The 20,024-nt window shown below is 69.0% G+C and carries 21 protein-coding genes and 1 tRNA gene; 12 read left to right on the forward strand and 10 right to left on the reverse strand.

Annotated features, from left to right (window positions below):
- Positions 1-12: 12 nt before the first annotated feature.
- Genes AC069H_RS03430 through pseI form a run of 3 tightly spaced genes read left to right on the forward strand, consistent with a single transcriptional unit; the run spans position 13 to position 2,028 of the window.
- The gene (locus tag AC069H_RS03430) at positions 13-447 is read left to right on the forward strand and encodes a hypothetical protein (protein ID WP_478231204.1); all 435 of its coding nucleotides are present in this window, start codon (positions 13-15) and stop codon (positions 445-447) included.
- Positions 444-962 carry a GNAT family N-acetyltransferase gene (locus AC069H_RS03435; RefSeq protein ID WP_478231205.1) on the forward strand — a complete coding sequence of 173 codons (519 nt, stop codon included), beginning with the start codon at positions 444-446 and terminating at the stop codon, positions 960-962. The genes AC069H_RS03430 and AC069H_RS03435 overlap by 4 nt, the downstream gene beginning before the upstream one ends.
- A gap of 10 nt (positions 963-972) precedes the next feature.
- Positions 973-2,028: a pseudaminic acid synthase gene (gene pseI, locus AC069H_RS03440; protein WP_478231206.1), complete on the forward strand. Its 1,056-nt coding sequence runs from the start codon at positions 973-975 to the stop codon at positions 2,026-2,028.
- Here the strand turns inward: pseI and AC069H_RS03445 are convergent.
- Both AC069H_RS03445 and pseB read right to left on the reverse strand, forming a co-directional pair.
- Positions 2,025-3,197: a DegT/DnrJ/EryC1/StrS family aminotransferase gene (locus AC069H_RS03445; protein ID WP_478231207.1), complete on the reverse strand. Its 1,173-nt coding sequence runs from the start codon at positions 3,195-3,197 to the stop codon at positions 2,025-2,027. The two genes, pseI and AC069H_RS03445, sit on opposite strands and share 4 nt — an antisense overlap.
- Entirely contained in the window at positions 3,190-4,173 is a 984-nt protein-coding gene (pseB, locus tag AC069H_RS03450; RefSeq protein WP_478231208.1) for a UDP-N-acetylglucosamine 4,6-dehydratase (inverting), read from the reverse strand. Before pseB ends, AC069H_RS03445 begins: the two co-directional genes overlap by 8 nt.
- Before the next feature lie 49 nt (positions 4,174-4,222).
- Between pseB and AC069H_RS03455 the strand changes: the two genes are divergently transcribed.
- The 5 genes from AC069H_RS03455 (at position 4,223) to AC069H_RS03475 (ending at position 8,981) form a co-directional block, all read left to right on the forward strand.
- Positions 4,223-4,969, forward strand: coding sequence for a cytidylyltransferase domain-containing protein (locus AC069H_RS03455; protein ID WP_478231209.1), 747 nt, complete (start codon positions 4,223-4,225; stop codon positions 4,967-4,969).
- Positions 4,966-5,934, forward strand: coding sequence for a spore coat protein (locus AC069H_RS03460; protein WP_478231210.1), 969 nt, complete (start codon positions 4,966-4,968; stop codon positions 5,932-5,934). The genes AC069H_RS03455 and AC069H_RS03460 overlap by 4 nt, the downstream gene beginning before the upstream one ends.
- Positions 5,931-7,508: a hypothetical protein gene (locus tag AC069H_RS03465; RefSeq protein ID WP_478231211.1), complete on the forward strand. Its 1,578-nt coding sequence runs from the start codon at positions 5,931-5,933 to the stop codon at positions 7,506-7,508. Before AC069H_RS03460 ends, AC069H_RS03465 begins: the two co-directional genes overlap by 4 nt.
- Before the next feature lie 4 nt (positions 7,509-7,512).
- On the forward strand, positions 7,513-7,758 hold the full coding sequence (locus AC069H_RS03470; protein WP_478231212.1) for a hypothetical protein: 246 nt from the start codon (positions 7,513-7,515) through the stop codon (positions 7,756-7,758).
- Positions 7,759-7,820: 62 nt separating this feature from the next.
- On the forward strand, positions 7,821-8,981 hold the full coding sequence (locus tag AC069H_RS03475; RefSeq protein ID WP_478231213.1) for an epoxide hydrolase family protein: 1,161 nt from the start codon (positions 7,821-7,823) through the stop codon (positions 8,979-8,981).
- Positions 8,982-9,048: 67 nt separating this feature from the next.
- Here the strand turns inward: AC069H_RS03475 and AC069H_RS03480 are convergent, their stop codons facing one another.
- Entirely contained in the window at positions 9,049-9,651 is a 603-nt protein-coding gene (locus AC069H_RS03480) for a bacterial proteasome activator family protein (RefSeq protein ID WP_478223710.1), read from the reverse strand.
- Between the two features lie 134 nt (positions 9,652-9,785).
- Between AC069H_RS03480 and AC069H_RS03485 the strand changes: the two genes are divergently transcribed.
- Positions 9,786-10,985: a cysteine desulfurase-like protein gene (locus AC069H_RS03485; protein WP_340685860.1), complete on the forward strand. Its 1,200-nt coding sequence runs from the start codon at positions 9,786-9,788 to the stop codon at positions 10,983-10,985.
- On the opposite strand, the gene AC069H_RS03490 is transcribed toward AC069H_RS03485, so the two are convergent.
- Entirely contained in the window at positions 10,982-11,959 is a 978-nt protein-coding gene (locus AC069H_RS03490; RefSeq protein ID WP_478231214.1) for an NAD(P)H-quinone oxidoreductase, read from the reverse strand. The genes AC069H_RS03485 and AC069H_RS03490 overlap by 4 nt on opposite strands.
- An 80-nt stretch (positions 11,960-12,039) precedes the next feature.
- Here AC069H_RS03490 and AC069H_RS03495 point away from each other — a divergent pair, with 80 nt between their 5' ends.
- Positions 12,040-13,581: a M28 family peptidase gene (locus AC069H_RS03495; protein WP_478231215.1), complete on the forward strand. Its 1,542-nt coding sequence runs from the start codon at positions 12,040-12,042 to the stop codon at positions 13,579-13,581.
- 62 nt (positions 13,582-13,643) lie between these two features.
- Here AC069H_RS03495 and ypfJ read toward each other — a convergent pair whose 3' ends face one another.
- A complete protein-coding gene (gene ypfJ, locus AC069H_RS03500; protein WP_478231216.1) occupies positions 13,644-14,561 on the reverse strand; it encodes a KPN_02809 family neutral zinc metallopeptidase in 918 nt (305 codons plus the stop codon).
- Between the two features lie 538 nt (positions 14,562-15,099).
- Here ypfJ and AC069H_RS03505 point away from each other — a divergent pair.
- Entirely contained in the window at positions 15,100-15,603 is a 504-nt protein-coding gene (locus AC069H_RS03505) for a MarR family winged helix-turn-helix transcriptional regulator (RefSeq protein WP_478231217.1), read from the forward strand.
- Here AC069H_RS03505 and AC069H_RS03510 read toward each other — a convergent pair.
- Both AC069H_RS03510 and AC069H_RS03515 read right to left on the reverse strand, forming a co-directional pair.
- Complete coding sequence (locus AC069H_RS03510; protein ID WP_478231413.1) at positions 15,593-16,735, reverse strand: RNA polymerase sigma factor; 1,143 nt, start codon at positions 16,733-16,735, stop codon at positions 15,593-15,595. The genes AC069H_RS03505 and AC069H_RS03510 overlap by 11 nt on opposite strands.
- 8 nt (positions 16,736-16,743) lie before the next feature.
- The gene (locus AC069H_RS03515) at positions 16,744-17,151 is read right to left on the reverse strand and encodes a YciI family protein (protein ID WP_478231218.1); all 408 of its coding nucleotides are present in this window, start codon (positions 17,149-17,151) and stop codon (positions 16,744-16,746) included.
- Between the two features lie 102 nt (positions 17,152-17,253).
- On the opposite strand from AC069H_RS03515, the gene AC069H_RS03520 reads away from it, so the two are divergent.
- Positions 17,254-19,029 (forward strand): RICIN domain-containing protein, encoded by a 1,776-nt coding sequence (locus tag AC069H_RS03520; protein ID WP_478231219.1) that lies wholly within the window; start codon positions 17,254-17,256, stop codon positions 19,027-19,029.
- A 49-nt stretch (positions 19,030-19,078) separates the two neighbouring features.
- Here the strand turns inward: AC069H_RS03520 and AC069H_RS03525 are convergent.
- The 3 genes from AC069H_RS03525 to AC069H_RS03535 all read right to left on the reverse strand — a co-directional run bounded on the left by AC069H_RS03525 (position 19,079) and on the right by AC069H_RS03535 (position 19,912).
- Positions 19,079-19,167, reverse strand: a tRNA-Ser gene (locus AC069H_RS03525).
- A gap of 71 nt (positions 19,168-19,238) precedes the next feature.
- Positions 19,239-19,601: a DUF4190 domain-containing protein gene (locus AC069H_RS03530; protein WP_340686671.1), complete on the reverse strand. Its 363-nt coding sequence runs from the start codon at positions 19,599-19,601 to the stop codon at positions 19,239-19,241.
- A gap of 23 nt (positions 19,602-19,624) precedes the next feature.
- A complete protein-coding gene (locus tag AC069H_RS03535; protein WP_478223704.1) occupies positions 19,625-19,912 on the reverse strand; it encodes a DUF2277 domain-containing protein in 288 nt (95 codons plus the stop codon).
- Positions 19,913-20,024 lie beyond the last annotated feature (112 nt).

A 20,024-nucleotide genomic window follows, 5' to 3' on the forward strand; every position in this document is an offset into this window, starting at 1 on the left:
GAAGGAACCACCATGGCAGTGCAGAAACTCCGTAGCGGCGTGATCGGCCGGATCGCCCGGCTCATCGACTTCCGGATCGACGAGCGGCTCCGCGACCTCAACGGGCGCGTCAACGACCTCGAACACGCCACCGCGGACCACCGCCGCCGGCTCGACAGCGCCGAGAGCGGCCTTGAGCACGCGCGGGGCGACCTGCGCTGGACCCGTGCCGAGCTGGATCGCCTGATCCCGAGCGTCGCGGCCCAGGAGGCCCAGCTGGAGGATCTGCGCGAGTCGCTGTCGCTGCCGGTGCACGCCGACAAACCCGAGTTGGCCGAGGCGCGCAGCCTGATCCAGGAGATCCAGCGCCAGCACGCCCAGATCCGCGTGCGGCTCGCCGGAATCGCGCGGTACGAGGACCGGCTGCGCCGGATCGAGGACACCATCACCGTCCCGGCAGGCGAATGACCGGCTTGCTGGTCGAAGCCGGGGAAGACGACCTGGACCGGATCCGGCGGTGGCGCAACCACCCGTCGGTCCGGCGGGTCAGCTTCACCACACACGAGATCGGTGTCGAAGAGCACCGCGGCTGGTTCGAGGCGGTCCGCGAGGACCCGAGCCGTCGTGTCCTCGTCTACCGGCACGCCGGAGTGCCCGTCGGTGTCGTGCTGTTCAGCGAAATCGATACCGAGGCCGGAAGCGCGGAATGGCACTTCTACCTGGACGTCGAGGGCCTCGGCCGGGAAATCCTCCCGGCTTGGTTGACGCTGGAGAGCGCCGCCATCGACTATGGCTTCGACGTACTCGGCCTGAAACTGCTGGGCGGTGCGACGCTCGCGGACAACCGGCAGGTCCTGCAACTGCACAAGCGATTCGGCTTCACCGAAACACGCAGGTATGTTCGAGAGGTCGACGGTGAGCCGCGTGAGGTCGTCTGGACCGAACTGCGTGCCGCCGACCGCCGGACCAGGAAGAAGAGGTAGTCCTACTCCGATGACCGCCAGCGAGGTGCGCATCGGCGCACATGTTCTCTCGACGGCGCGTCCGCCGTTCGTGATAGCCGAAATGTCCGGTAACCACAACGGTGACCTCGGCCGGGCGCTGGAGATCGTCGACGCGATCGCCGAAACCGGCGCGCAGGCGGTCAAGCTGCAGACCTACCGGCCGGACACGATCACCATCGACGTGGACACGCCGGACTTCCGGATCGGCGACTCGCATTCGCTGTGGGGTGGAGAGAACCTCTACAAGCTCTACGAGCGTGCCCACACGCCGTGGGAATGGCACGAGCCGCTGTTCGAGCGCGCCCGCGCCCACGGTCTCGAGATCTTCTCCAGCCCGTTCGACCCCACCGCGGTCGACCTGCTCGAATCACTGGACGCGCCCGCGTACAAGATCGCGTCCTCGGAGATCGTCGACCTGCCGCTGATCGAACTGTGCGCGAAGACCGGTAAACCGTTGATCATCTCGACCGGGATGGCCAGCGTCGCCGAGATCGATGCGGCGGTGCGGACCGCGCGTGAGGCGGGCAACGACCAGCTGGTCGTGCTCGGCTGCACCGCCAGCTACCCGGCGTCGCCCGCCGAGAGCAACCTCCGTGGCCTGCCCCTCCTGGCAGGCGTGACCGGGACCCTCGTCGGCCTGTCGGACCACACACCCGGTATCGGTGCCCCGCTGGCGGCCGTCGCACTCGGCGCGGTCGCCATCGAGAAGCACGTGACGCTGGCGAGGAACGACGGCGGCGTCGACTCGGAGTTCTCGCTGGAGCCCGCCGAGCTGGCCGCGTTGGTCACCGAGTCACACCGTGCCTGGGAGGCGCTGGGCGCGGCGGTGATCGGGCCGCGTGAGAGCGAGAAGGAAGGTCTCCGGTTCCGGCGTTCCCTCTACGTCGTCGAGGACGTGCGTGCCGGGGACACGGTGACGAGGGAGAACGTCCGCTCGATCCGGCCCGCCGGTGGGCTGGCGCCCGCCGAGATCGTGAACGTGCTCGGCCGCACCTTCTCTTGCGATGTCCCGAAGGGCACCGCGCTCACCTGGGGTCTGATCTAGCCGAAGAAGCCGTGGACCTCGTCGATGACGCGGTCCACATCGGCGTCGGTCAACGCGGGGAACAGCGGCAGCGAGAGCTCCTGGCTGTAGTACAGCTCCGCGTTCGGGCACATCCCGCGCTGGTACCCGAGGTCCTCGAACACCGGGTGCCAGTACGCGGGGATGTAGTTGACCTGCACGCCGATTCCCTTGCCGCGCAAGTGATCGAACAGTGCGCGGCGGCGTCCTTCGAGGACTCGCAGCGGGTACAGATGCCACACCGGGTCCGCGCCTTCACGCACCGCGGGCGTCAGCACTCCGTCCAATGAGGATAGTGCGGTGGTGTACCGAGCATGGATCTCCGCTCGGCGCTTCTTGAACTCGGTGAGCCGCCGGAGCTGGCTGCTTCCCAAGGCGCACAACACATCCGGCAGCCGGTAGTTGAGGCCGAACTCGTGCACTTCTTGGTGCCACGCGCCCTCATCCGGATAACGCTGTGCCGCCTTGTCCCGCACCAGGCCGTGATTGCGGAAGCCTCGGGCACGCGCGAGCAGGTCTTCCGAAGCGGCGACGACGGCGCCGCCTTCTGCCGTGGTGAGGTTCTTGGTGGGGAAGAAGGAGAACGTGGTGAGGTCGGCGAGCGAGCCGACCGGCCTGCCGTGGGAGCTCCCGCCGACGGAATGCGCGGCGTCCTCCAGCAGCAGCGCGCCGTTGTCGCGGGCGATGCGGCCGAGTTCGTCCACTTCCGCCGGGTGGCCGGCGTAGTCCACGGCCGCGACGACCTTGGTCCGCGAGGTCATGGCGGCGGAAACCGCCGCCGGGTCGAGGTTGCCGGTGTCCGCTTCGACATCGGCGAACACGACCTTGCCGCCGAGCAGAGCCGCTGTCGCGGCGGTGGCGACGAAGGTCATCGGCGAGGTGACGACCTCGTCGCCAGAGCCGACCCCGGCGGCCGCGTAAGCGACGTGCAGTGCTGCCGTGCCCGAGGTGACGGCCACGGCGGGCGTGCCGCCGGTGTGCTCCGCGAGGTCAGCTTCGAAGCGCGTGACGGCGGGGCCGGTGGTCAGCCAGTCGCCGCGCAGCACCTCGGTGACGGCGGCGATGTCCTCGTCCGAAACGGACTGGCGGCCGTAGGGGAGGAAGTCCGTCGACGTGCTCTTCCCCGCGGAGACGGCATCGGACTCAGCCATACTGCTCGACCAGGTCGCGCAGTTCCTCGGCATCGAGCCACAGGTCGTTGGTGTCCGAGCGGTACGCGAAGTTCTCCGGCACTGCCTTGCCGTTCGACGGAGGCTCGTAACCCCAGCCCGCGATGTGCGGCTGCACTACGTAACGGTCGCTCAGCTGCACCGTCCGGCGAGCGTCGTCGGGGGCGATCATCTCTTCGTGCAACTTCTCGCCGGGCCGGATGCCGACCTCGTGCATCGGCGAACCGGGCGCGATCGCCTGCGCGAGCTCGACCAGCCGCATGCTCGGGATGCGCGGCACGTACAGCTCGCCGCCGTTCATTTGGTCGAACGAGTCGACCACGAACTGCACGGCCTGCGGGAGCGTGATCCAGAAGCGGGTCATCTCCTTGTGCGTGATCGGCAGTGACTCGCCCTTGGCCGCGAGCGCGCGGAAGAACGGGATCACGCTGCCGCGCGAACCCATGACGTTGCCGTAGCGGACCACGGAGAACCTGGTCGGATGCGTCGCGGCGTAGTGGTTCGCGCTGATGAACATCCGGTCGGCGCACAGCTTCGTGGCGCCGTACAGGTTGATCGGGCTGGACGCCTTGTCCGTCGACAGCGCGACGACCTTCTTCACGCCCGTGTCGATCGCGGCCTCGATGACGTGCTGCGAGCCGACAACGTTGGTCTGCACGAATTCGAACGGGTTGTACTCACCCGTGTCGACCTGCTTGAGCGCGGCCGCGTGCACCACGTAATCGACGCCGTGCATCGCGCGCTCGAGGCGGCGGCGGTCCCGGATGTCGCCGATGAACCAGCGCAGCCGCGGGTCGTTGTCGAACTGCTGGCGCGCTTCGTACTGCTTGAGCTCGTCGCGGGAGAGCACGACCAGCCGTCGCGGGTTCAGCTCGGCCAGGGCGTAGGTGATGAACGCCTTGCCGAACGAACCGGTCCCGCCGGTGAGCAGGATGCTGGAGCCATCCAGCTCGGACATCGTTGACCTCCGCGTTTCGGTGCTACTGCCGCAGGACATCATGTCACCCATGGATCCAGACCCCGGGGCCCACGTGGTCAACGCCGTCATCCAGGCTCGAGCGTCGTCCACCCGGCTACCTGGCAAAGTCCTCCGCCCGCTGGCGGGCCGGAGTGTGCTCGGCTGGGTCATCCGTGCCGCGGCGGCATCGCCGGGGATCGACAACGTCGTGGTCGCGACCTCGACGGAGGCCGATGACGACGCGGTGGCCGAGGAGGCCGCCCGGCACGGCGCCCTGGTCGCGAGAGGGCCGCTCGACGACGTCCTCGCGCGCTTCGCGATCGCTGTCGAGTCGTACCCGGCCGATGCGGTGGTGCGGCTTACGGCGGACTGCCCGCTGCTGGATCCCGAGCTGATCGGGCAGCTCGTCACGTTGTGGCGGGCGCGGCCGTCGCTGGACTACCTGAGCACCACCCTCGTGCGAACGCTGCCTCGGGGGTTCGACGCGGAACTCGTGCGCACGGGAGTGCTGGCCGAGCAGGTCGAGACCGCCTCCGGCGCCGATCGGGAGCACGTGACTTCGGGTATCTACTCACGCCCAGAGACATATTCGTGCTCCGGTGTCGTGGTCAGCCCGCCCGCCGACGACCTGCGCGTGACCTTGGACACCGGCGAGGACTGGGCAGTCATCGACGGTGTCGTGGCGGAGCTGGGAGACCGTGTCGGTGACTGGCGTGAGGTGGTCGCGGTACTGCGCTCACGGCCCGATCTCGCGCGGCTCAACCAGCATGTCGAGCAGAAGAAGGTGGCCAGGTGACGAGGCTCCTGTTGCGAGCCGACGCCTCCGGGACGATCGGCGCCGGCCACGTCTCACGCATGGTCGCCTATGCCGAACGCGCGGTCGCGCGCGGCTGGGAGGTCGTGTTCTCGGGCCAGGTGGACAACGCCGAATGGCTGGCCGCCCGGTTCGGCGAGTTGTCGGTTCCGGTGGTGCCGTCAGTGCCGTTCGATGGCTTCGACGCGGTGGTCGTCGATCACTACGGCCTCGGCGAGCTGCGTGAAGAGGTCAACGCCGCGGGCGCGCTCCTGGTGTCCATCGAGGACGACGTGTTCGGCAGGCGTGCGGCGGACCTCGTCGTCGATTGCGGGTTCGACCCGGCGCCGAGGCCCGACGACGGTTCCGGGGCGCTGCTCAGAGGCGTGGCTTACGCGCCGATGCGGGACGTCGTCCGGGACGCCAGGGAGAAGCGCCGTGGTCGCGAAGCCGCCGAGCGGGCCCATGTGACCGTGGTGCTCGGCGGCGGGACGGAATGGGCCGGAACGGTCAGCGCGCTCCTGCACGCGTTGCGTGACACGGGACTGCCCTTCGTCGCCGACGTACTCGTGCGCGGTGAACCCGTCGTGCCGGAGGCGCTACCGGGGCAGGAGTTCCGCGTCCAGCCGCCCGGTCCTGGCCTGCTCGACCTGGTGGTGGAGACCGACGTGGCGGTGAGCGCGGCCGGGGTCACGCTGCTGGAGTTGTGCTGCCTCGGGGTGCCGACCGGCGTCGTGAAGCTGGTCGACAACCAGGAGACCGGGTACCGGGGAGCGCTGGATCTCGGGCTGGCGGCCGGGCTGGGGAGTGCGGCGGCGCTGGACGACGACGCCGTGGAGACGCTACGGACCTTGTTGCTGGACGGGGAGACGCGGAGGCGTTTCTCGGAGACGGCGTCGTCCGTTGTGGACGGCCATGGGGTGGACCGCGTGCTGGACCGAATCGAGACAATGGGGACGACGGAATGAAGTCCACGACGGAGTACGCCGGAACTCCTGCCGGTCAGGAATCGAAGTCGCGCAGGGGACTCCTCGCCGTCGTCGCGGGCTTCGGCGCGCTGTTCCTCGTCGGCTGCTGGGCGGCGTGGTTCTTCACCATCGACGACGCCTTCATCACCTTCCGGTACTCGGCGAACATGGCCGACGGCCACGGTCCGGTGTGGAACGTGGGCGAGGATCCGATCGAAGGTTTCACCAACTTCCTCTGGATGCTGTGGCACGTCCCGTTCGCCCTCGCCGGTCTCCCGCTCGAAACCGTCGCGAAGGTGACCTCCGTCGTCCTGGGCGCGGGGATCCTCGTGATGCTCGTCCGCGCCGGGAGTCGCGCCGCCGGCGTGCTCGGGGCGCTCGTGGCGGCCGGTGCGCTGGTGCTGTTCGTGCCGACGTACTTCCATGTCACCGCGGGTCTGGAAACCATCGCGTTCGCCGCCGTCGTCCTGCGCGCGGCGATCGTCGGTGCCGAGCTCGTCCAGGGCCGTGCCGTACGGGACTGGGAACCGCCGCTGTTGCTGCTGCTCGCCGGGATGATCCGGCCGGAAGGCGTGCTCGCGACACTGCCGGGCTTCCTGGTCTGGTGCTGGCTTCGCCGTCGACAAGGCCGGACATGGGCGCTGGTCGCCGCAGTCGTGGTCGTGGGCGGCGGTTACTTCGTCTGGCGATGGTCCTACTTCGGGCACCTGTTCCCGAACACCTTCTACGTCAAGTTCGGAAACCTCGATGCCGGTTCGGCGTGGCTCGAGACGACGGCGCTGCTCTTCCTGCCGTTGCTGGTGCTCACCGCCGCACTCCTGATCAGGAAGGCGAGCAGGGGAACGGGGCTGGTGCTGTGCTCGGTCGTCCTCCTGACCGGGATGACCTATGCGGTGTCCGGGCCGAGCATGGACTACCTGTACCGCTTCGCCTTCCACGCTTTCCCGGTGCTGTGCCTCGGCGCGGGGCTGGCGACGGCGCACCTCGGCCGCCGGGTGATCGCGGCGACGGCGGGCATCGTCGCGGTCGGCTGGGTGGCGGTCGCCGGTGTGGCGTCCGCGGAGCTGCCGGTGGCCGCCAACTACGGCCCCGACCTGCAGCGGGCACATGTCGCCATCGGCAAGGGCCTCGCCGCCGCGCGGGTGCCCGAGACGGCGCGCCGTCTGGCGGTCTCCGACGCGGGGGCCATCCCGTACTACAGCGGCTGGAACGCGATCGACTACATCGGCCTCAACGACGAGGCGATCGCGCAAGGCGCCCGGCCGACCGACGTCGTGAAGGCCGCGCGTCCGACGGTCATCGTGGTCACCGCCCACGGTCCGAGGGCGACCCCTGGCGTCGTGTACGGCATGAGCGTGCCCGAAGTGACGAAGGACTACGACTTCGTCGTGGACGTCCAGATGCGCGAGGGGTATTTCCAGGAGATCTTCGTCCTGCCCGAGTACGCGGCCGAAGTCAAGGCCGCCGTCACCGCGTCCGTCGACGAGGCCCAGCGCCGCAACGACCCCGGCCGGTACGAAGACACCATCGACCGTTGGCTCGACCGGCTGCGTGCCCAACTGCCGGGAGGCTGAGGACATGCAGGGGAACGGGGATTTCCGGGCGAGGCTCCTGGAGGCTGTCGCCGCGAGGCTGACCATTTTCGAGATCCGGCCCCTGCTCGCCGCGGAGCTCGATCGGGGTGTCTCGCGGGAGAAGCTGTATCAGGAACTGCTCGACACGATCTTGTTTCTCCGCGCGCAGGGCCGGGAGGCCGAAGAAGAGCGAGTCGAGGATGTCGCGGATCTGATGTCGGACTGGGTTCCACCGGAACATCGCCTGTAGCGGCGGAACCGGCCCCGGATCGAGGACCAATACTGTCCTCGATCCTCCCTACCGTCGGCCGCATGACCGATGAGATCACGCCGTTCACGATCGCCGTCCCCCAGCGCGACCTCGACGACCTCGCCGCCCGCCTGGCGAACACCCGCTGGCCGGACGAGATCGACGGCGTCGGCTGGGGGCTCGGGACGCCGCTCGGGTACCTACAGGAGCTCGCCGAGTACTGGCGGCTCCGCTACGACTGGCGCGCCCACGAGGAGCGCCTCAACGGGTTCCCGGGTTACCTGACGAACATCGACGGCGCGAACGTCCACTTCCTGCACGCGCGGTCACCGGAGCCGGACGCGATCCCGCTGGTGCTGACGCATGGCTGGCCGGGGTCCATTGTGGAATTCCTCGACGTCGTCGGCCCGCTCTCCGACCCGCGCGCGTACGGCGGCGACCCGGGGGACGCGTTCCACGTCATCGTGCCGTCGCTGCCGGGGTTCGGCTTCTCCGGGCCGACGACCGAGGTCGACTGGGGCACCGGCCGGATCGCGGACGCCTGGGCGGTGCTGATGTCGCGGCTCGGGTACGAGCGGTTCGGGCTGCACGGCGGCGACTGGGGCGCGATCGTTTCGCGCGACGTGGGCGTCCGGTGCCCGGAGCGGGTGATCGGCGCGCATCTGACGATGTTGCCGCACGCGGTGCCGGAATCCGAGGCCGATCTCGCGGGGCTCACCGGTGACGAACTCGCGCGGGGAGAGGCGGCGCTGGCGCGTGGGCGGGAGTTCCAGACCGGGGAGCTGGGCTACGCGATGATCCAGGCGACCAAACCGCAAACGCTTGCCTACGGGCTCACCGACTCACCGGCCGGGCAGCTCGGCTGGCTGGTGGAGAAGTTCAAGTCCTATTCGGACTCGCGGGACGTCCCGGAAGACGCGATCGATCGCGACGATCTGCTCACCAATGTGATGCTCTACTGGCTCACCGGCACGGCGAACTCGTCTTCGCGGATTTACGCCGCGCTGGGTCCGGCTTGGGGCGAGGGGCCTGCGAAGTCCACAGTGCCCACCGGGGTGGCCGTGTTCCCGAAGGACACCGGCCTGCCGATCCGGCACCTCGCCGAGCGCACCGACGACATCGTGCACTGGTCCACTCCGGACCGCGGGGGTCACTTCCCCGGGCTGGAGGTGCCGGACCTGCTCATCGACGACCTGCGGACGTTCTTCCGGCCGCTGCGCTGACTCCCGGCTGCCATGAAAGGTCCTTTCCTTGCAAATTTCGCAAGGAAAGGACCTTTCATGGCGCGTGTCAGAGGTACTGGCCCGGCCCGTGCGACTCGCCGCCTGCCCCGTGCCCGCCGAGGGCGCCGCCCGCGGACGGCCCGGCCGGGAGCCCGCGCCGCATCTGCTCCAGCTGCACCCGCGCGGCCATCTGCTGCGCGAACAGCGCGGTCTGGATGCCGCTGAACAGCCCTTCCAGCCAGCCGACCAGCTGCGCCTGCGCGATCCGCAGTTCGGCATCGGACGGCGTCGAGTCCTCGGTGAACGGCCGCACCAGCCGCTCCAGCTCGTCCTGCAGTTCCGGCGCAAGCGCCTGCTCCAGTTCGCGGATGGAGGTCTGGTGGATCTCGCGCACGCGCGTGCGGCTGGCGTCGTCCAGCGGCGCGGCGCGGACCTCCTCCAGCAGCTGTTTGATCATCGTGCCGATGCGCATCACCTTGGCGGGCTCTTCGACGAGGTCGCCGAGCGACTCCTCCTGTGACGTCTCGTCGTCGGAGCCGGGGGAGGCGATGCGTGCGGTGCCGACCGGGGTGCCGTCGGGACCGACGACCACCACATGGTGTGGGGAGTCTCCGCCGCCGTCACCGGGGGTGGTCGATTCGCGGGAAACTGGGTCGGTCATGTGCTCCATCCTGGCCTACGTCGGGCACGAAGCGCAGTGTGGTTTTCGGTGCCGTCTCCGAGCGTAGCGGGAATCGTCGCACCCCGTGGTCAGGCAGCCAACCCCGGGTAAAGCGCCAAACCGCACGTCCGTACGGTGTCCCCATGGCGTTCGACGTCGCTCGTATCCGTGGGTTGTTTCCCGCGCTGGGTGACGGCTGGATTCACTTCGACGGCGCCGCCGGAATGCTCGTACCTGAACAGGTCGCTTCGGCCGTATCCACGGCCATGCGCGCTCCGGTGTCCGGGCCGGGTGGAGCGTTTCCGGCCTCCCAGCGTGCGGAAAGCATTGTCACGGCCGCTCGCCGGGCGGTCGCCGACCTGGTCGGCGCCGATCCGGCCGGGGTCGTGCTCGGCCCCAACGCGCCCGATCTCATCCGCCGTCTCGTCGACGCGATGGCCGATCGCTGGACGATCGGCGACGAGGTCGTCGTCTCCCGGCTCGACGAGGAGGCCAACCTCGCGCCGTGGCGCCGCGCGGCGAAACGCGTCGGCGCGGTCGTGCGCTGGGGCGAGATCGACATCGAGACCTGCGAGCTGCCCGCCTGGCAGTACGAGAACCTCGTTTCCGCGCGCACCAAGGCCGTCGCGGTGACGCTTGCCTCCGGTTCGGTCGGCACCCGGCCCGATGTCCCGACGGTGATCGAGTTCGCCAAACGGGTCGGCGCGCTGGTGGTCGTCGACGCGACGTACGCGGCGCCGTTCGTGCCGCTCGATCTCAACGAGCTCGGCGCCGACGTGATGGTGGTTTCGGCGCAGGCCTGGGGCGGGCCGTCGGTGGGGGCGCTGGTCTTCCGCGATCCCGAGCTGCTCGAACGCCTGCCGTCGGTGTCGCTCGATCCGGCCGCGCGCGGTCCGGCCCGGATGGAGCTGGGGCCGCACGCGTACCCGTTGCTGGCCGGTCTGATCGCGTCGATCGACTATCTGGCCGGTTTGGACGACGCCGCGATGGGCTCGCGGCGCGAGAAGCTGGTGACGTCGCTGGGTTCGGCGAAGTCGTACCACGCGGGACTTCTGGCGCAGCTGTCCACGGAACTGCGTTCGCTGCGGCACGTCATGGTCATCGGTGACGCCATGCGCAGGATCCCCGCGCTCGCGTTCGCCGTCGCGGGGAAGAAGGCGCCCGAGGTCGCCGAATACCTGGCGTCCCAGGGACTCTGCGCCTTCGCCGACGACGGTACGAGCGGTGTCTTCGGGTCGCTCGGCGCCGCCGAAGTCGGCGGCGCCGTCCGCATCGGACTCGCGCACTACTCGAACGTCTTCGAGGTCAATCAGCTCGTCCGGGTGCTGGAAGAGATCCGTTAGGACTTCGCCGCCAGCAGGACCTTGCCGAAAACCGTGCCTTCTTCGAGCGCGCGGTGCGCGGCGGCGGCTTCGGCCATCGGGACGACCTGTCCGACGATCGGCTTCACCGACCCCTGCGCCACCAACGGCCACAGCCGCTCGCGGACGTCGGCGACGATCGCCGCCTTCTGCTCCAGCGGCCGCGACCGCAGGCCCGCGCCATAGAGGCTCGCGCGTTTGCCCATCACCTTGCCGATGTTGAGCTCGCCCTTGACCCCGCCCTGCATGCCGATGATCACGAGCCTGCCGTCCATGGCCAGCGCGTCGATGTTGCGGCCGAGGTACTTGGCGCCCATGTTGTCGAGGATGACGTTCGCGCCGCCGGTCTCGGCGCGCAGGACCTCGACGAAGTCCTGCTCCTTGTAGTTGATCGCGATGTCGGCGCCGAGCTGGCGGCAGCTCTCCAGCCGGTCTTCGGAGCCCGCTGTCACCGCGACCGTCGCGCCGAGTGCCTTGGCGACCTGGATCGCGTGCGTGCCGATGCCACCCGCGCCGCCGTGGACGAGCAGGACCTCACCCTCGGACAGGCCGGCGTGCATCACCACATTCGCCCAAACCGTGCACGCGACTTCGGGCAGTCCGGCGGCCGCGAGCAATTCGACTTCGGCGGGCAGCGGAAGCAGTTGTCCGGCCGGGACGGCGACCTTTTCCCCATAGCCACCACCGGCGAGCAAAGCACAAACTTCATCGCCGATTCGCCATCCTTCGACGCCTTCGCCGATTTCGGCGATCGTGCCCGAACATTCGAGTCCGATGATTTCGCTCGCCCCCGGCGGAGGCGGATAGTTCCCCTGGCGCTGCAGCAGGTCAGCCCGGTTGACGGCGCTCGCGGCGACCTCGATGACGACTTCGCCTTCACCGGCCACGGGATCGGGGACCTCGGTCCATTCGAGAACATCGGGATCGCCAGGCTCACGGATGGTGATCGCGTACATACGAACGACCCTATCCCGGTGTCATAAAGTCCGCCGAACGTCGGTTGACCTGTGGTGCAAACCACACAAAGGTGACGCCCATGTCATATTCGCGAAGAAGCATTGTTCCCTCGATCGTGGTGGCGGCCACCGCCGCGCTCACGGTCGGAATGGCTCCCGCTGCGACAGCCGCCACGGGGATCGACGGTCCCGCACTGGCGAAGCAGCTCGTCAACAAGGTGAACGTGAACAACGTCAATCGGCACCTGGTCGCGTTCCAGCGGATCTCGGACGCCACCGGTGGCCGTCGCGCCGCCAGCACCGAGGGCCACAAGAGATCCGCGGAGTACATCGCCACCAAGCTGGAGCAGGCGGGCTTCGCGGTCACCCGGCAGGAGTTCCCCTTCACCTACGCGGAGACCCTCGCGGAGGAACTGACGGTCGCGGGCGCCGACGTCCCGGTCATCATCATGGCCTACAGCCCGTCGACGCCCGCGGGCGGAATCACCGCGCCGCTCGCGGTGGTCCCGGTCGACGACACCAGCGGCTGCGAGGCGGCCGACTACGCCGGCGGGGTCGCCGGCAAGATCGCGCTGATCCAGCGCGGTGGCTGCTCCTTCGCGCAGAAGCAGGCGACGGCCGCCGAGGCGGGCGCCCTCGGCGCGATCGTCTACAACAACGTCCCTGGCCCGGTCAACGGCACCCTGGGCGACCCGGCCGCGGGCAAGATCCCGACCGGTGGCATCACCCAGGCCGACGGCCAGGCGCTCGCCACCAAGGCCGGCTCCTCGGTCACCCTCGACCTGCGTGCCTTCCAGGAGGAGCGGACCAGCTACAACGTCCTCGCCGAGACCAAGAGCGGCCGCAAGGACAACGTCGTGATGCTCGGCGCCCACCTCGACAGCGTCACCGAGGGCCCCGGCATCAACGACAACGGCACCGGTTCCGCCGCGCTGCTGGAGACCGCGCTGCAGCTGGGCAGCAAACCCAAGGCCAACAACGCCGTCCGCTTCGGCTGGTGGAGCGCCGAGGAGTTCGGGCTCGTCGGCTCGACGCACTACGTCAACTCGCTGACCTTCGAGCAGCAGCTCGACATCGCGCTCTACTACAACTACGACATGATCGGTTCGCCGAACGCGGCGTACTTCGCGTACGACGGTGACAACTCCGACGGTGTCGGCGAGGGCGCGGGCCCGTACGGCTCGGGTCAGCTCGAAAAGACCTTGGTCGACTACCTGCAGCTCGGCAAGGGCGTCCCGGTCGAGGGCACGGACTTCACCGGCCGCTCGGATTACCAGGGCTTCATCCGCGCCGGTATCCCGGCCGGTGGCCTGTTCACCGGTGCCGAAGGCGTGAAGACCGCCGCACAGGCCGCCAAGTGGGGCGGTAGCGCCAACGTTCCTTACGACAAGTGCTACCACCAGGCGTGCGACAACCTCGGCAACGTCGACCGCGTCGCGCTCGAGCGCAACTCGGACGCCGTCGCCTGGGCGCTGGGCGTGTACGCGATCAGCACGGAGAACATCAACGGTGTCTCGGGTGCCAAGGCCACGAAGGTGCAGGCACTGCGCGCGGCCGAGCGGTCGCAGCAGCGAAGCCTGACGGCTTCGGTCCACGCTGACGACCACCACGTCGCCGCCTGATCCACAAGATGCCTCGTGAGTGGTAAGGACGGTTAGAACCGTCCTTACCACTCACGAGGCTTTCAGCCCAGGCTGTTGGTCGCGAAGGTGTCGCACCGTGCCGGCTCGCCGGTCTGGAAGCCGGTGGTGAACCACTTCTTCCGCTGCGCCGAAGTGCCGTGGCTGAACTTCGACTCGTCGACCCGGCCGCCGCCGAGCTTCGACTGGATGTAGTCGTCACCGATCCGCGAAGCGGTGTCCAGCGCGGAGTCGATGTCCCCCTGGCTGACCTCGGTGATCAGCGGCCGCCCGGATTCGGTCGGGGTGGTGGTGGCGTGGTTCGCCCAGACGCCGGCGTAGCAGTCGGCCTGCAGTTCGAGCCGCACCGAGCCGGACGCCGGCCCGCTCCCGGTGCCCTTTTTGGACACTCCGGTGAGGTTCTGTACGTGGTGTCCGTATTCGTGGGCCAGCACGTACGCCTCCGCGAACGGCCCGCCCTGTGCGCCGAACCGGGTGCGGAGTTCGTTGAAGAAGCCGAGGTCGATGTAGACCTCGGAGTCGCCAGGGCAGTAGAACGGCCCGACGTCCGAAGTCGCGTTGCCGCAGGCGGTGTTCACGCCGCCGTTGAAGAAGTTGGTGACGGCCTTGCGGTAGGTCGACCCGGACCGCTGGAACTCCTGCGCCCAGTAGTCCTGGATCGAGTTGATGACGGCGACGATCGCGCAGTCGTGGTTCCGGTTCGCGTCCGCGCCGGTCCTGCACTCCTGCGACAGCGACGTGTTGTCCATCTGCTGCCCGGAGCCCACGCCGCCGAGACTGCCCGAAGACGGGTTCAGGCTCACGCCGCCGAACTGGGAGATGAGGAAGTAGATGACGAGGCCGACCACGCTGAGCCCGCCGCCGCCGAGGGCCACCCGGCCGCCGATACCACCGCCGCCACCACCGCCGCGCAGGTCCTCGACCTCGGAGGTGTCCAGTCCCGCGCCTTCGTCGAATCGCACCGGGAAAGCGTAGCCGGAAGACCCCGGATATGCCTGGGTGCGGCCACCGGAGCGGCCGCACCCAGGACTACCGAGGTTGTCTTGTTCCGATCGCCGGTTGGCCGCGATCACCGGGCCGGCGCCGGGCACTGCCGAGGCGGTCGAAGAGGCCGCGAACCCGAAACAGGCCGGAGTGACGCCGAATGCGCGAGAATTGTCGAGCGCATCTTGAGATGCCCGCGCTCATCGCTGTTCTCAGTCGCGACCGACCCGGTCCTTTCCGTTCCGGTCGCGGGGACACAGCAGGCGGTCAACCGCGAGAATCACCCGCCATACCACCACCTGACCCTTCCCGGCTGGGGAGCAGGTCCGGCGATCCTTCGAGGAGATCGCCCGTTACTTGCCCGACCATCCGCTGACAAGCAGAATGCGCCTTTTCGCGCCGAGTCTCAACCTTTTCGTAACCCTCCTTCGGGCGAATGTCCCACCGGGTTTTTCACGGGCCGAAAAGTGACCGGTGGGTATGCGCCTTGTGCGATCAACGCTCTACTCTGCGTGGATGGCGGTGAAGCAGAAGGAAGTGCGCTGGCTGTCCGAGTCCGAGATGGTCGCTTGGCGCTCGTACATCGTCGCCACCATGCGGCTGCGGCAGCGCCTGCATCGCGAGCTCTCCGAGCGCCATGGCGTCACCCTCGCCGACTACGAGGTCCTGGTCTGTCTTTCGCTCCAGCCCGACCGGCGGATGCGGATGACGGAGCTGGCGAGCATGCTCGGCTCGACCAAGAGCAGGCTTTCGCACCAGATGGTCCGGCTGGAGGCCGACGGGCTCATCCGCCGCACGCGTGACCCGGCGGACAAACGCGGTGTCGTCGCGGAGATGACGGAACGCGGCGCGGAACTGCTGGAGGGTGCCGCGCCGACGCACGTCGAGGGGGTCCGGGAGCATCTGATCGACCTGCTGAGCCCCGAAGAGCAGCGGGTGCTGGGGCAGGCTTTCGGGCGGGTGCTGGATCACCTGTCGGAGATCGACGGCCTTCCGCGCCTGCCGCCGATCACTTCTTGAGGGTGTTGAGCCGCGCGGCCTGACGGGTCAGGTGCGCGCGCTCGGCCAGGTTGGCCGCCTTGCCGGCCGCCTCGCCGTACAGCCGCGCCGCCGTCGCCAGGTCGCCGTCGCGCTCGTGCAGGTACGCCGCCACCGCCGCGTACCGGGGCAGCGAGTCGTCCAGTTCCGCGAGCGCGGCCAGGCCCGCGCGCGGTCTGTCCGCCTCGCCGACGGCCACCGCGCGGTTGAGCCGGACGACCGGGCTGCCGGTCAGTCGCGCGAGCTCGTCGTACCACTCGACGATCTGCACCCAGTCGGTCTCCCCGGCGGTGGGCGCGTCGGCGTGGAGCGCCGCGATGGCGGCCTGTGCCTGGAACTCGCCCAGCCGGTCGCGGGCCAGCGCGGCCCGCAGGATCTCGACGCCCTCGGCGATCAGGCGCGTGTCCCATTTGCCGCGGTCCTGTTCGGCGAGCGGCACCAGCTCGCCGCCGGGAGCCGTCCGCGCGGCGCGCCGGGCGTGGTGGAGCAGCATGAGGGCGAGCAGGCCCGCGACCTCGGGATGGTCGATCGAGGCCGAGAGACGGCGGGTGAGCAGGATGGCTTCGGCGGCGAGGTTGACGTCGCCGGAGTAGCCCTCGTTGAACACCAGGTAGAGCACGCGGAGCACGGTGGCGACGTCGCCGGCCTGGTCGAAACGCACTCCGGAGACGGTGCGTTTGGCCCGGCTGATGCGCTGCGCCATGGTCGCTTCGGGCACCAGGTACGCCTCGGCGATCTGGCGGGTGGTCAGCCCGCCGACGGCGCGCAGGGTGAGAGCGACCGCCGAAGACGGCGTCAGCGATGGGTGGGCGCACAGGAAGTAGAGCTGCAGCGTGTCGTCCACCTCGGGCACAGGACCGGAGGCGGGCTCCTCGTCGACGAGATCCTCGCGCCGGCGACGGGCGGCGTCCGACCGGGCCATGTCGAGGAACTTGCGCCACGCGACGGTGACGAGCCAGCCTTTCGGGTCCTTCGGCCGGTCGCCGGGCCAGACGCGGACGGCTTCGATCAGCGCTTCCTGCACGGCGTCCTCCGCCTCCGCGAAGCCGGCGCCGCGGCGGCAGAGGATTCCGAGGACGTTCGGTGCGAGGCTCCGGAGCAGGGCCTCGTCCAGCTCGGTGTTCACTCCGTGATGACGAGCTGCTCGCTCAGGAGCGGACGCAGTTCGAGCCACTCGTGGATCGGCTTCCCGCCGGCTCCCGGTGCGGCCGACAGCTCGGCCGCCAGGCCGAGCGCTCGCTCGTAGCTGTCGACGTCGATCACCATGAAGCCGGCGATGAGGTCCTTGGTCTCGGCGAAAGGGCCGTCGGTGACCGGCGGCTTGCCCTCGCCGTCGTACCGGACGAAGGTGCCTTCGGGGGCGAGAGCCTGCTCCTGGACGAACTCGCCGGTCTCCACGAGACGGGCGGCGAAGTCCTTCATGTAGTTCATATGCGCCGTGATCTCGTCCGGGGCCCAGTGGTCCATCGGCACGTCGTTGACCGCCGCCGGAGCGCCGCGGTAGTGCTTGAGCAGCAGGTATTTGGGCATGCCGGAAGGATAGTGGCAGTCTGCCGGGTTTTCTGCCTGGTGGTCTATACCTCCGACCTCTAGCGTCCTTGTCGCGTTCCTCCCTCGCGAAAGGAAGAGCCCTTGTCGAAGGCGAAACGGCTGCTGGTCCTGGTCGGTCTCCTCGGTGGTTTGCTCGTCGGTGAGGCCGCGGCCTCCGATAAATTCGCTGCATTCGCGGTTTCCGTGGCCAAGGACCACAGCCATCCGCTGCCACCCGGCGCGGCCCCCGTGGCCCCGCTCGCTCCCGCCGTCGCTCAGGCGCAGGTCGCCGCCAATCCGGTGGTCTGCGAGGGCGACGGGGTTTCCGGCAAACGCGTCGAGCTGGTCTACGTCCGCGAGGCCGGTCAGCCCGACCGGTACGCGACCGTCGTGCCGTCTCTGCGCGCCTACGCGTCCGGGGTCGACGACGCGTTCAACGACAGCGCCGCCGCGACAGGCGGCAGCAGGCACCTCCGGTACGTGACGACCGCGGGCGCGGGCTGCCAGGTCGCCGTCGCGAACCTCGTGGTGCCCGACGGCACGTACCTGTCCGGCGCCATCCGCGACCGCGCCATCCAGGCCGGTTTCTTCAACGCGGACCGCGATTACATGCTGTTCTCCGACAACCCGCACACCTGCGCGGGAACCTGGGGCGACAGCGACGACCAGCCCGGTCCCGCCAACGCCTTCAACAACGGCAGGCACTACACGGAGATCGCCGTCCCCTGCTGGGGTGTCAACGCCGCCGCCCACGAACTGGGCCACATGCTCGGCGCCGTCCTGCCGGGCGCCCCGCACTACCAGGGCGGCGGGCACTGCTCCCAGGAATGGGATCTGATGTGTTACGGCGACACGCAGTCCTTCGACTGCACGGAACGCGACTTCGATCGGCTGCTGGACTGCGGCAACGACGACTACTTCAGCACGAACCCCACGCCGGGCAGCTGGCTCGCGACCCACTGGAACGTCGCGAACAGCGCCTTCCTGATCAAGAAGGACGCCCCCGACAACGACGACGGGCACGCCCGGGGCGGGAAGACCTACGTCATCACCGGTGCGAACGGCGACGCCATCGACGTCGTGGGTTCGTCGACCGGCGGCCTCGCCGACCTCAGCCACCGGCCGCGCAACGACTCCATGAGCCAGAAGTGGATCCTCGGGTACAACACCGGATTGCAGCTGGTCAACGCCAACAGCCAGCTGTGCGCCGACAGCGCGCAGAGCGGGACGGCGCCCGGCACGCCGATCCTCCAGTACAACTGCAACGGCCAGAACGGCATGCGGTGGGCGTTCCAGCCGCTCGGCAACGGCAAGGTGGCGATCTTCAACTACCTGACCGGCTACGCGATCACCGACGGCGGCGCGTACCCGGCGCCGTTGGTCCAGCGGCCCTACACCGGGGCGGCCGACCAGCAGTGGACGCTGAACCCCGTCACCGACCCCGGCCCGAAGGCGGGCAAGAAGTACTACCTGACGGTCGCCACCAACGGCAACAGCGCGGCGGTCGTGGACGGTTCGTCGTCGGCGGGCGCGAAGATCACCAACGTCGCGCGGCAGAACGACAACGGCCAGAAGTGGCGGCTCACCGACGCGGGCGGCGGGTACTGGAAGATCTCCAACGAGCGCAGCGGTCAGTGCCTGCGGCCGGTCTCCGGCAGCACCGCGGAGGGCGCGCTCCTGGAACAGACGCACTGCGGCTCGGCCACCGACCAGCAGTGGAAGCTGCTCCGCAGCGCCGACATGCGCTACGGGCTGGTGAACCGGGCGAGCAAGCTGGCGGTGCGGCAGGTCAACAACGGGACGGCTTCGCTGCTGGAGCAGCGGCCCTTCCACGGCGGCCGCGGCGACGAGACCGTCTGGGCTCTCGTACCCGCGTAAACGCGACGCTCCCCAGGTCTGTGGACCTGGGGAGCGTCGGTTTCAAGAATGGCGGTAGCGGTGGGATTCGAACCCACGGAGGACAGAGCCCTCGCATGTTTTCAAGACATGTTCCTTCGGCCGCTCGGACACGCTACCGCTGTCGAGGGTATCCGACGGCTTGTACTCGGAATGCTTCGGATCCAGTCGAAGCGCGGCTTTCCGTTGGACTAGTCGAAGTCCCAGTCGGTCAGGATCCCCACGAAGATGAAGCCCGCCAAGAGCAGGACGACGATGGCGACGCCGATGTAGCCGATGATGATCGCCGCGAGCGCCATTCCCTGGCCGCCGGCTTCCCCGCGTTTGGCCTTGGAATGCGCGATATGCCCCATGATGACGCCCGCGATCGACGGCAGCCCGCTGCAGGCGACCAGGCTGGCGATCGACACGACGAGTGCCGCGATGGCCAGGCCCTGTTCCTGCGGCGGTTGCGGCGGGCCGTACCCATAGCCCGGTTGCTGGTACGGCTGCCCGTACGGGGGTTGCTGGCCGTAGGGCTGCTGGTGACCGTAGGGGTCTTGCGGGTATGTCACCCGCTCACCGTAACCGCCGGAGTTCAGGAAGCTTGGCTCTTCGCGGCCTTCGCCGCGATTCGCGCCTGGACTTCGGGGCGGCGCAACGGTGGCACCGTCGTCGGCGGCTGACGGCGTGCGGGCAGTTCGGCCAGCAGCCGCCGGGTGATCTCGGTGACCTCGGCGACGGCGGCCTCGAAGGGCTCGCGGGTGGCGTCGGACAGGCTCTGCACCCCGGACACCTTGCGGACGTACTGGCGGGCGGCGGCCTCGATCTCGTCCGGCGTCGCCGCCGGCTCAAGCCCTCGAAGCGTCGTGATGTTCCGGCACATGGCCCGATGGTACGTCCGCCCACCGACGTTTCCGAGTGAGCAGATCACGTTTCCGAGTGCTTCGATCACACAGTCGGTTAGAAGCTGCCCTGGTTCGTTGACGCCGAAAAAC

The organism is Amycolatopsis sp. NPDC043887, from assembly GCF_056435665.1.

What these genes read in the sequence shown, in the direction of transcription:
- AC069H_RS03430 (WP_478231204.1), top strand. Translation starts at nt 13, where the DNA reads ATGGCAGTGCAGAAACTCCGTAGCGGCGTGATCGGCCGGATCGCCCGG.
- AC069H_RS03435 (WP_478231205.1), top strand. Translation starts at nt 444, where the DNA reads ATGACCGGCTTGCTGGTCGAAGCCGGGGAAGACGACCTGGACCGGATC.
- pseI (WP_478231206.1), top strand. Translation starts at nt 973, where the DNA reads ATGACCGCCAGCGAGGTGCGCATCGGCGCACATGTTCTCTCGACGGCG.
- AC069H_RS03445 (WP_478231207.1), bottom strand. Translation starts at nt 3,197, where the DNA reads ATGGCTGAGTCCGATGCCGTCTCCGCGGGGAAGAGCACGTCGACGGAC.
- pseB (WP_478231208.1), bottom strand. Translation starts at nt 4,173, where the DNA reads ATGTCCGAGCTGGATGGCTCCAGCATCCTGCTCACCGGCGGGACCGGT.
- AC069H_RS03455 (WP_478231209.1), top strand. Translation starts at nt 4,223, where the DNA reads ATGGATCCAGACCCCGGGGCCCACGTGGTCAACGCCGTCATCCAGGCT.
- AC069H_RS03465 (WP_478231211.1), top strand. Translation starts at nt 5,931, where the DNA reads ATGAAGTCCACGACGGAGTACGCCGGAACTCCTGCCGGTCAGGAATCG.
- AC069H_RS03470 (WP_478231212.1), top strand. Translation starts at nt 7,513, where the DNA reads ATGCAGGGGAACGGGGATTTCCGGGCGAGGCTCCTGGAGGCTGTCGCC.
- AC069H_RS03475 (WP_478231213.1), top strand. Translation starts at nt 7,821, where the DNA reads ATGACCGATGAGATCACGCCGTTCACGATCGCCGTCCCCCAGCGCGAC.
- AC069H_RS03480 (WP_478223710.1), bottom strand. Translation starts at nt 9,651, where the DNA reads ATGGAGCACATGACCGACCCAGTTTCCCGCGAATCGACCACCCCCGGT.
- AC069H_RS03485 (WP_340685860.1), top strand. Translation starts at nt 9,786, where the DNA reads ATGGCGTTCGACGTCGCTCGTATCCGTGGGTTGTTTCCCGCGCTGGGT.
- AC069H_RS03490 (WP_478231214.1), bottom strand. Translation starts at nt 11,959, where the DNA reads ATGTACGCGATCACCATCCGTGAGCCTGGCGATCCCGATGTTCTCGAA.
- AC069H_RS03495 (WP_478231215.1), top strand. Translation starts at nt 12,040, where the DNA reads ATGTCATATTCGCGAAGAAGCATTGTTCCCTCGATCGTGGTGGCGGCC.
- AC069H_RS03505 (WP_478231217.1), top strand. Translation starts at nt 15,100, where the DNA reads ATGGCGGTGAAGCAGAAGGAAGTGCGCTGGCTGTCCGAGTCCGAGATG.
- AC069H_RS03515 (WP_478231218.1), bottom strand. Translation starts at nt 17,151, where the DNA reads ATGCCCAAATACCTGCTGCTCAAGCACTACCGCGGCGCTCCGGCGGCG.
- AC069H_RS03535 (WP_478223704.1), bottom strand. Translation starts at nt 19,912, where the DNA reads ATGTGCCGGAACATCACGACGCTTCGAGGGCTTGAGCCGGCGGCGACG.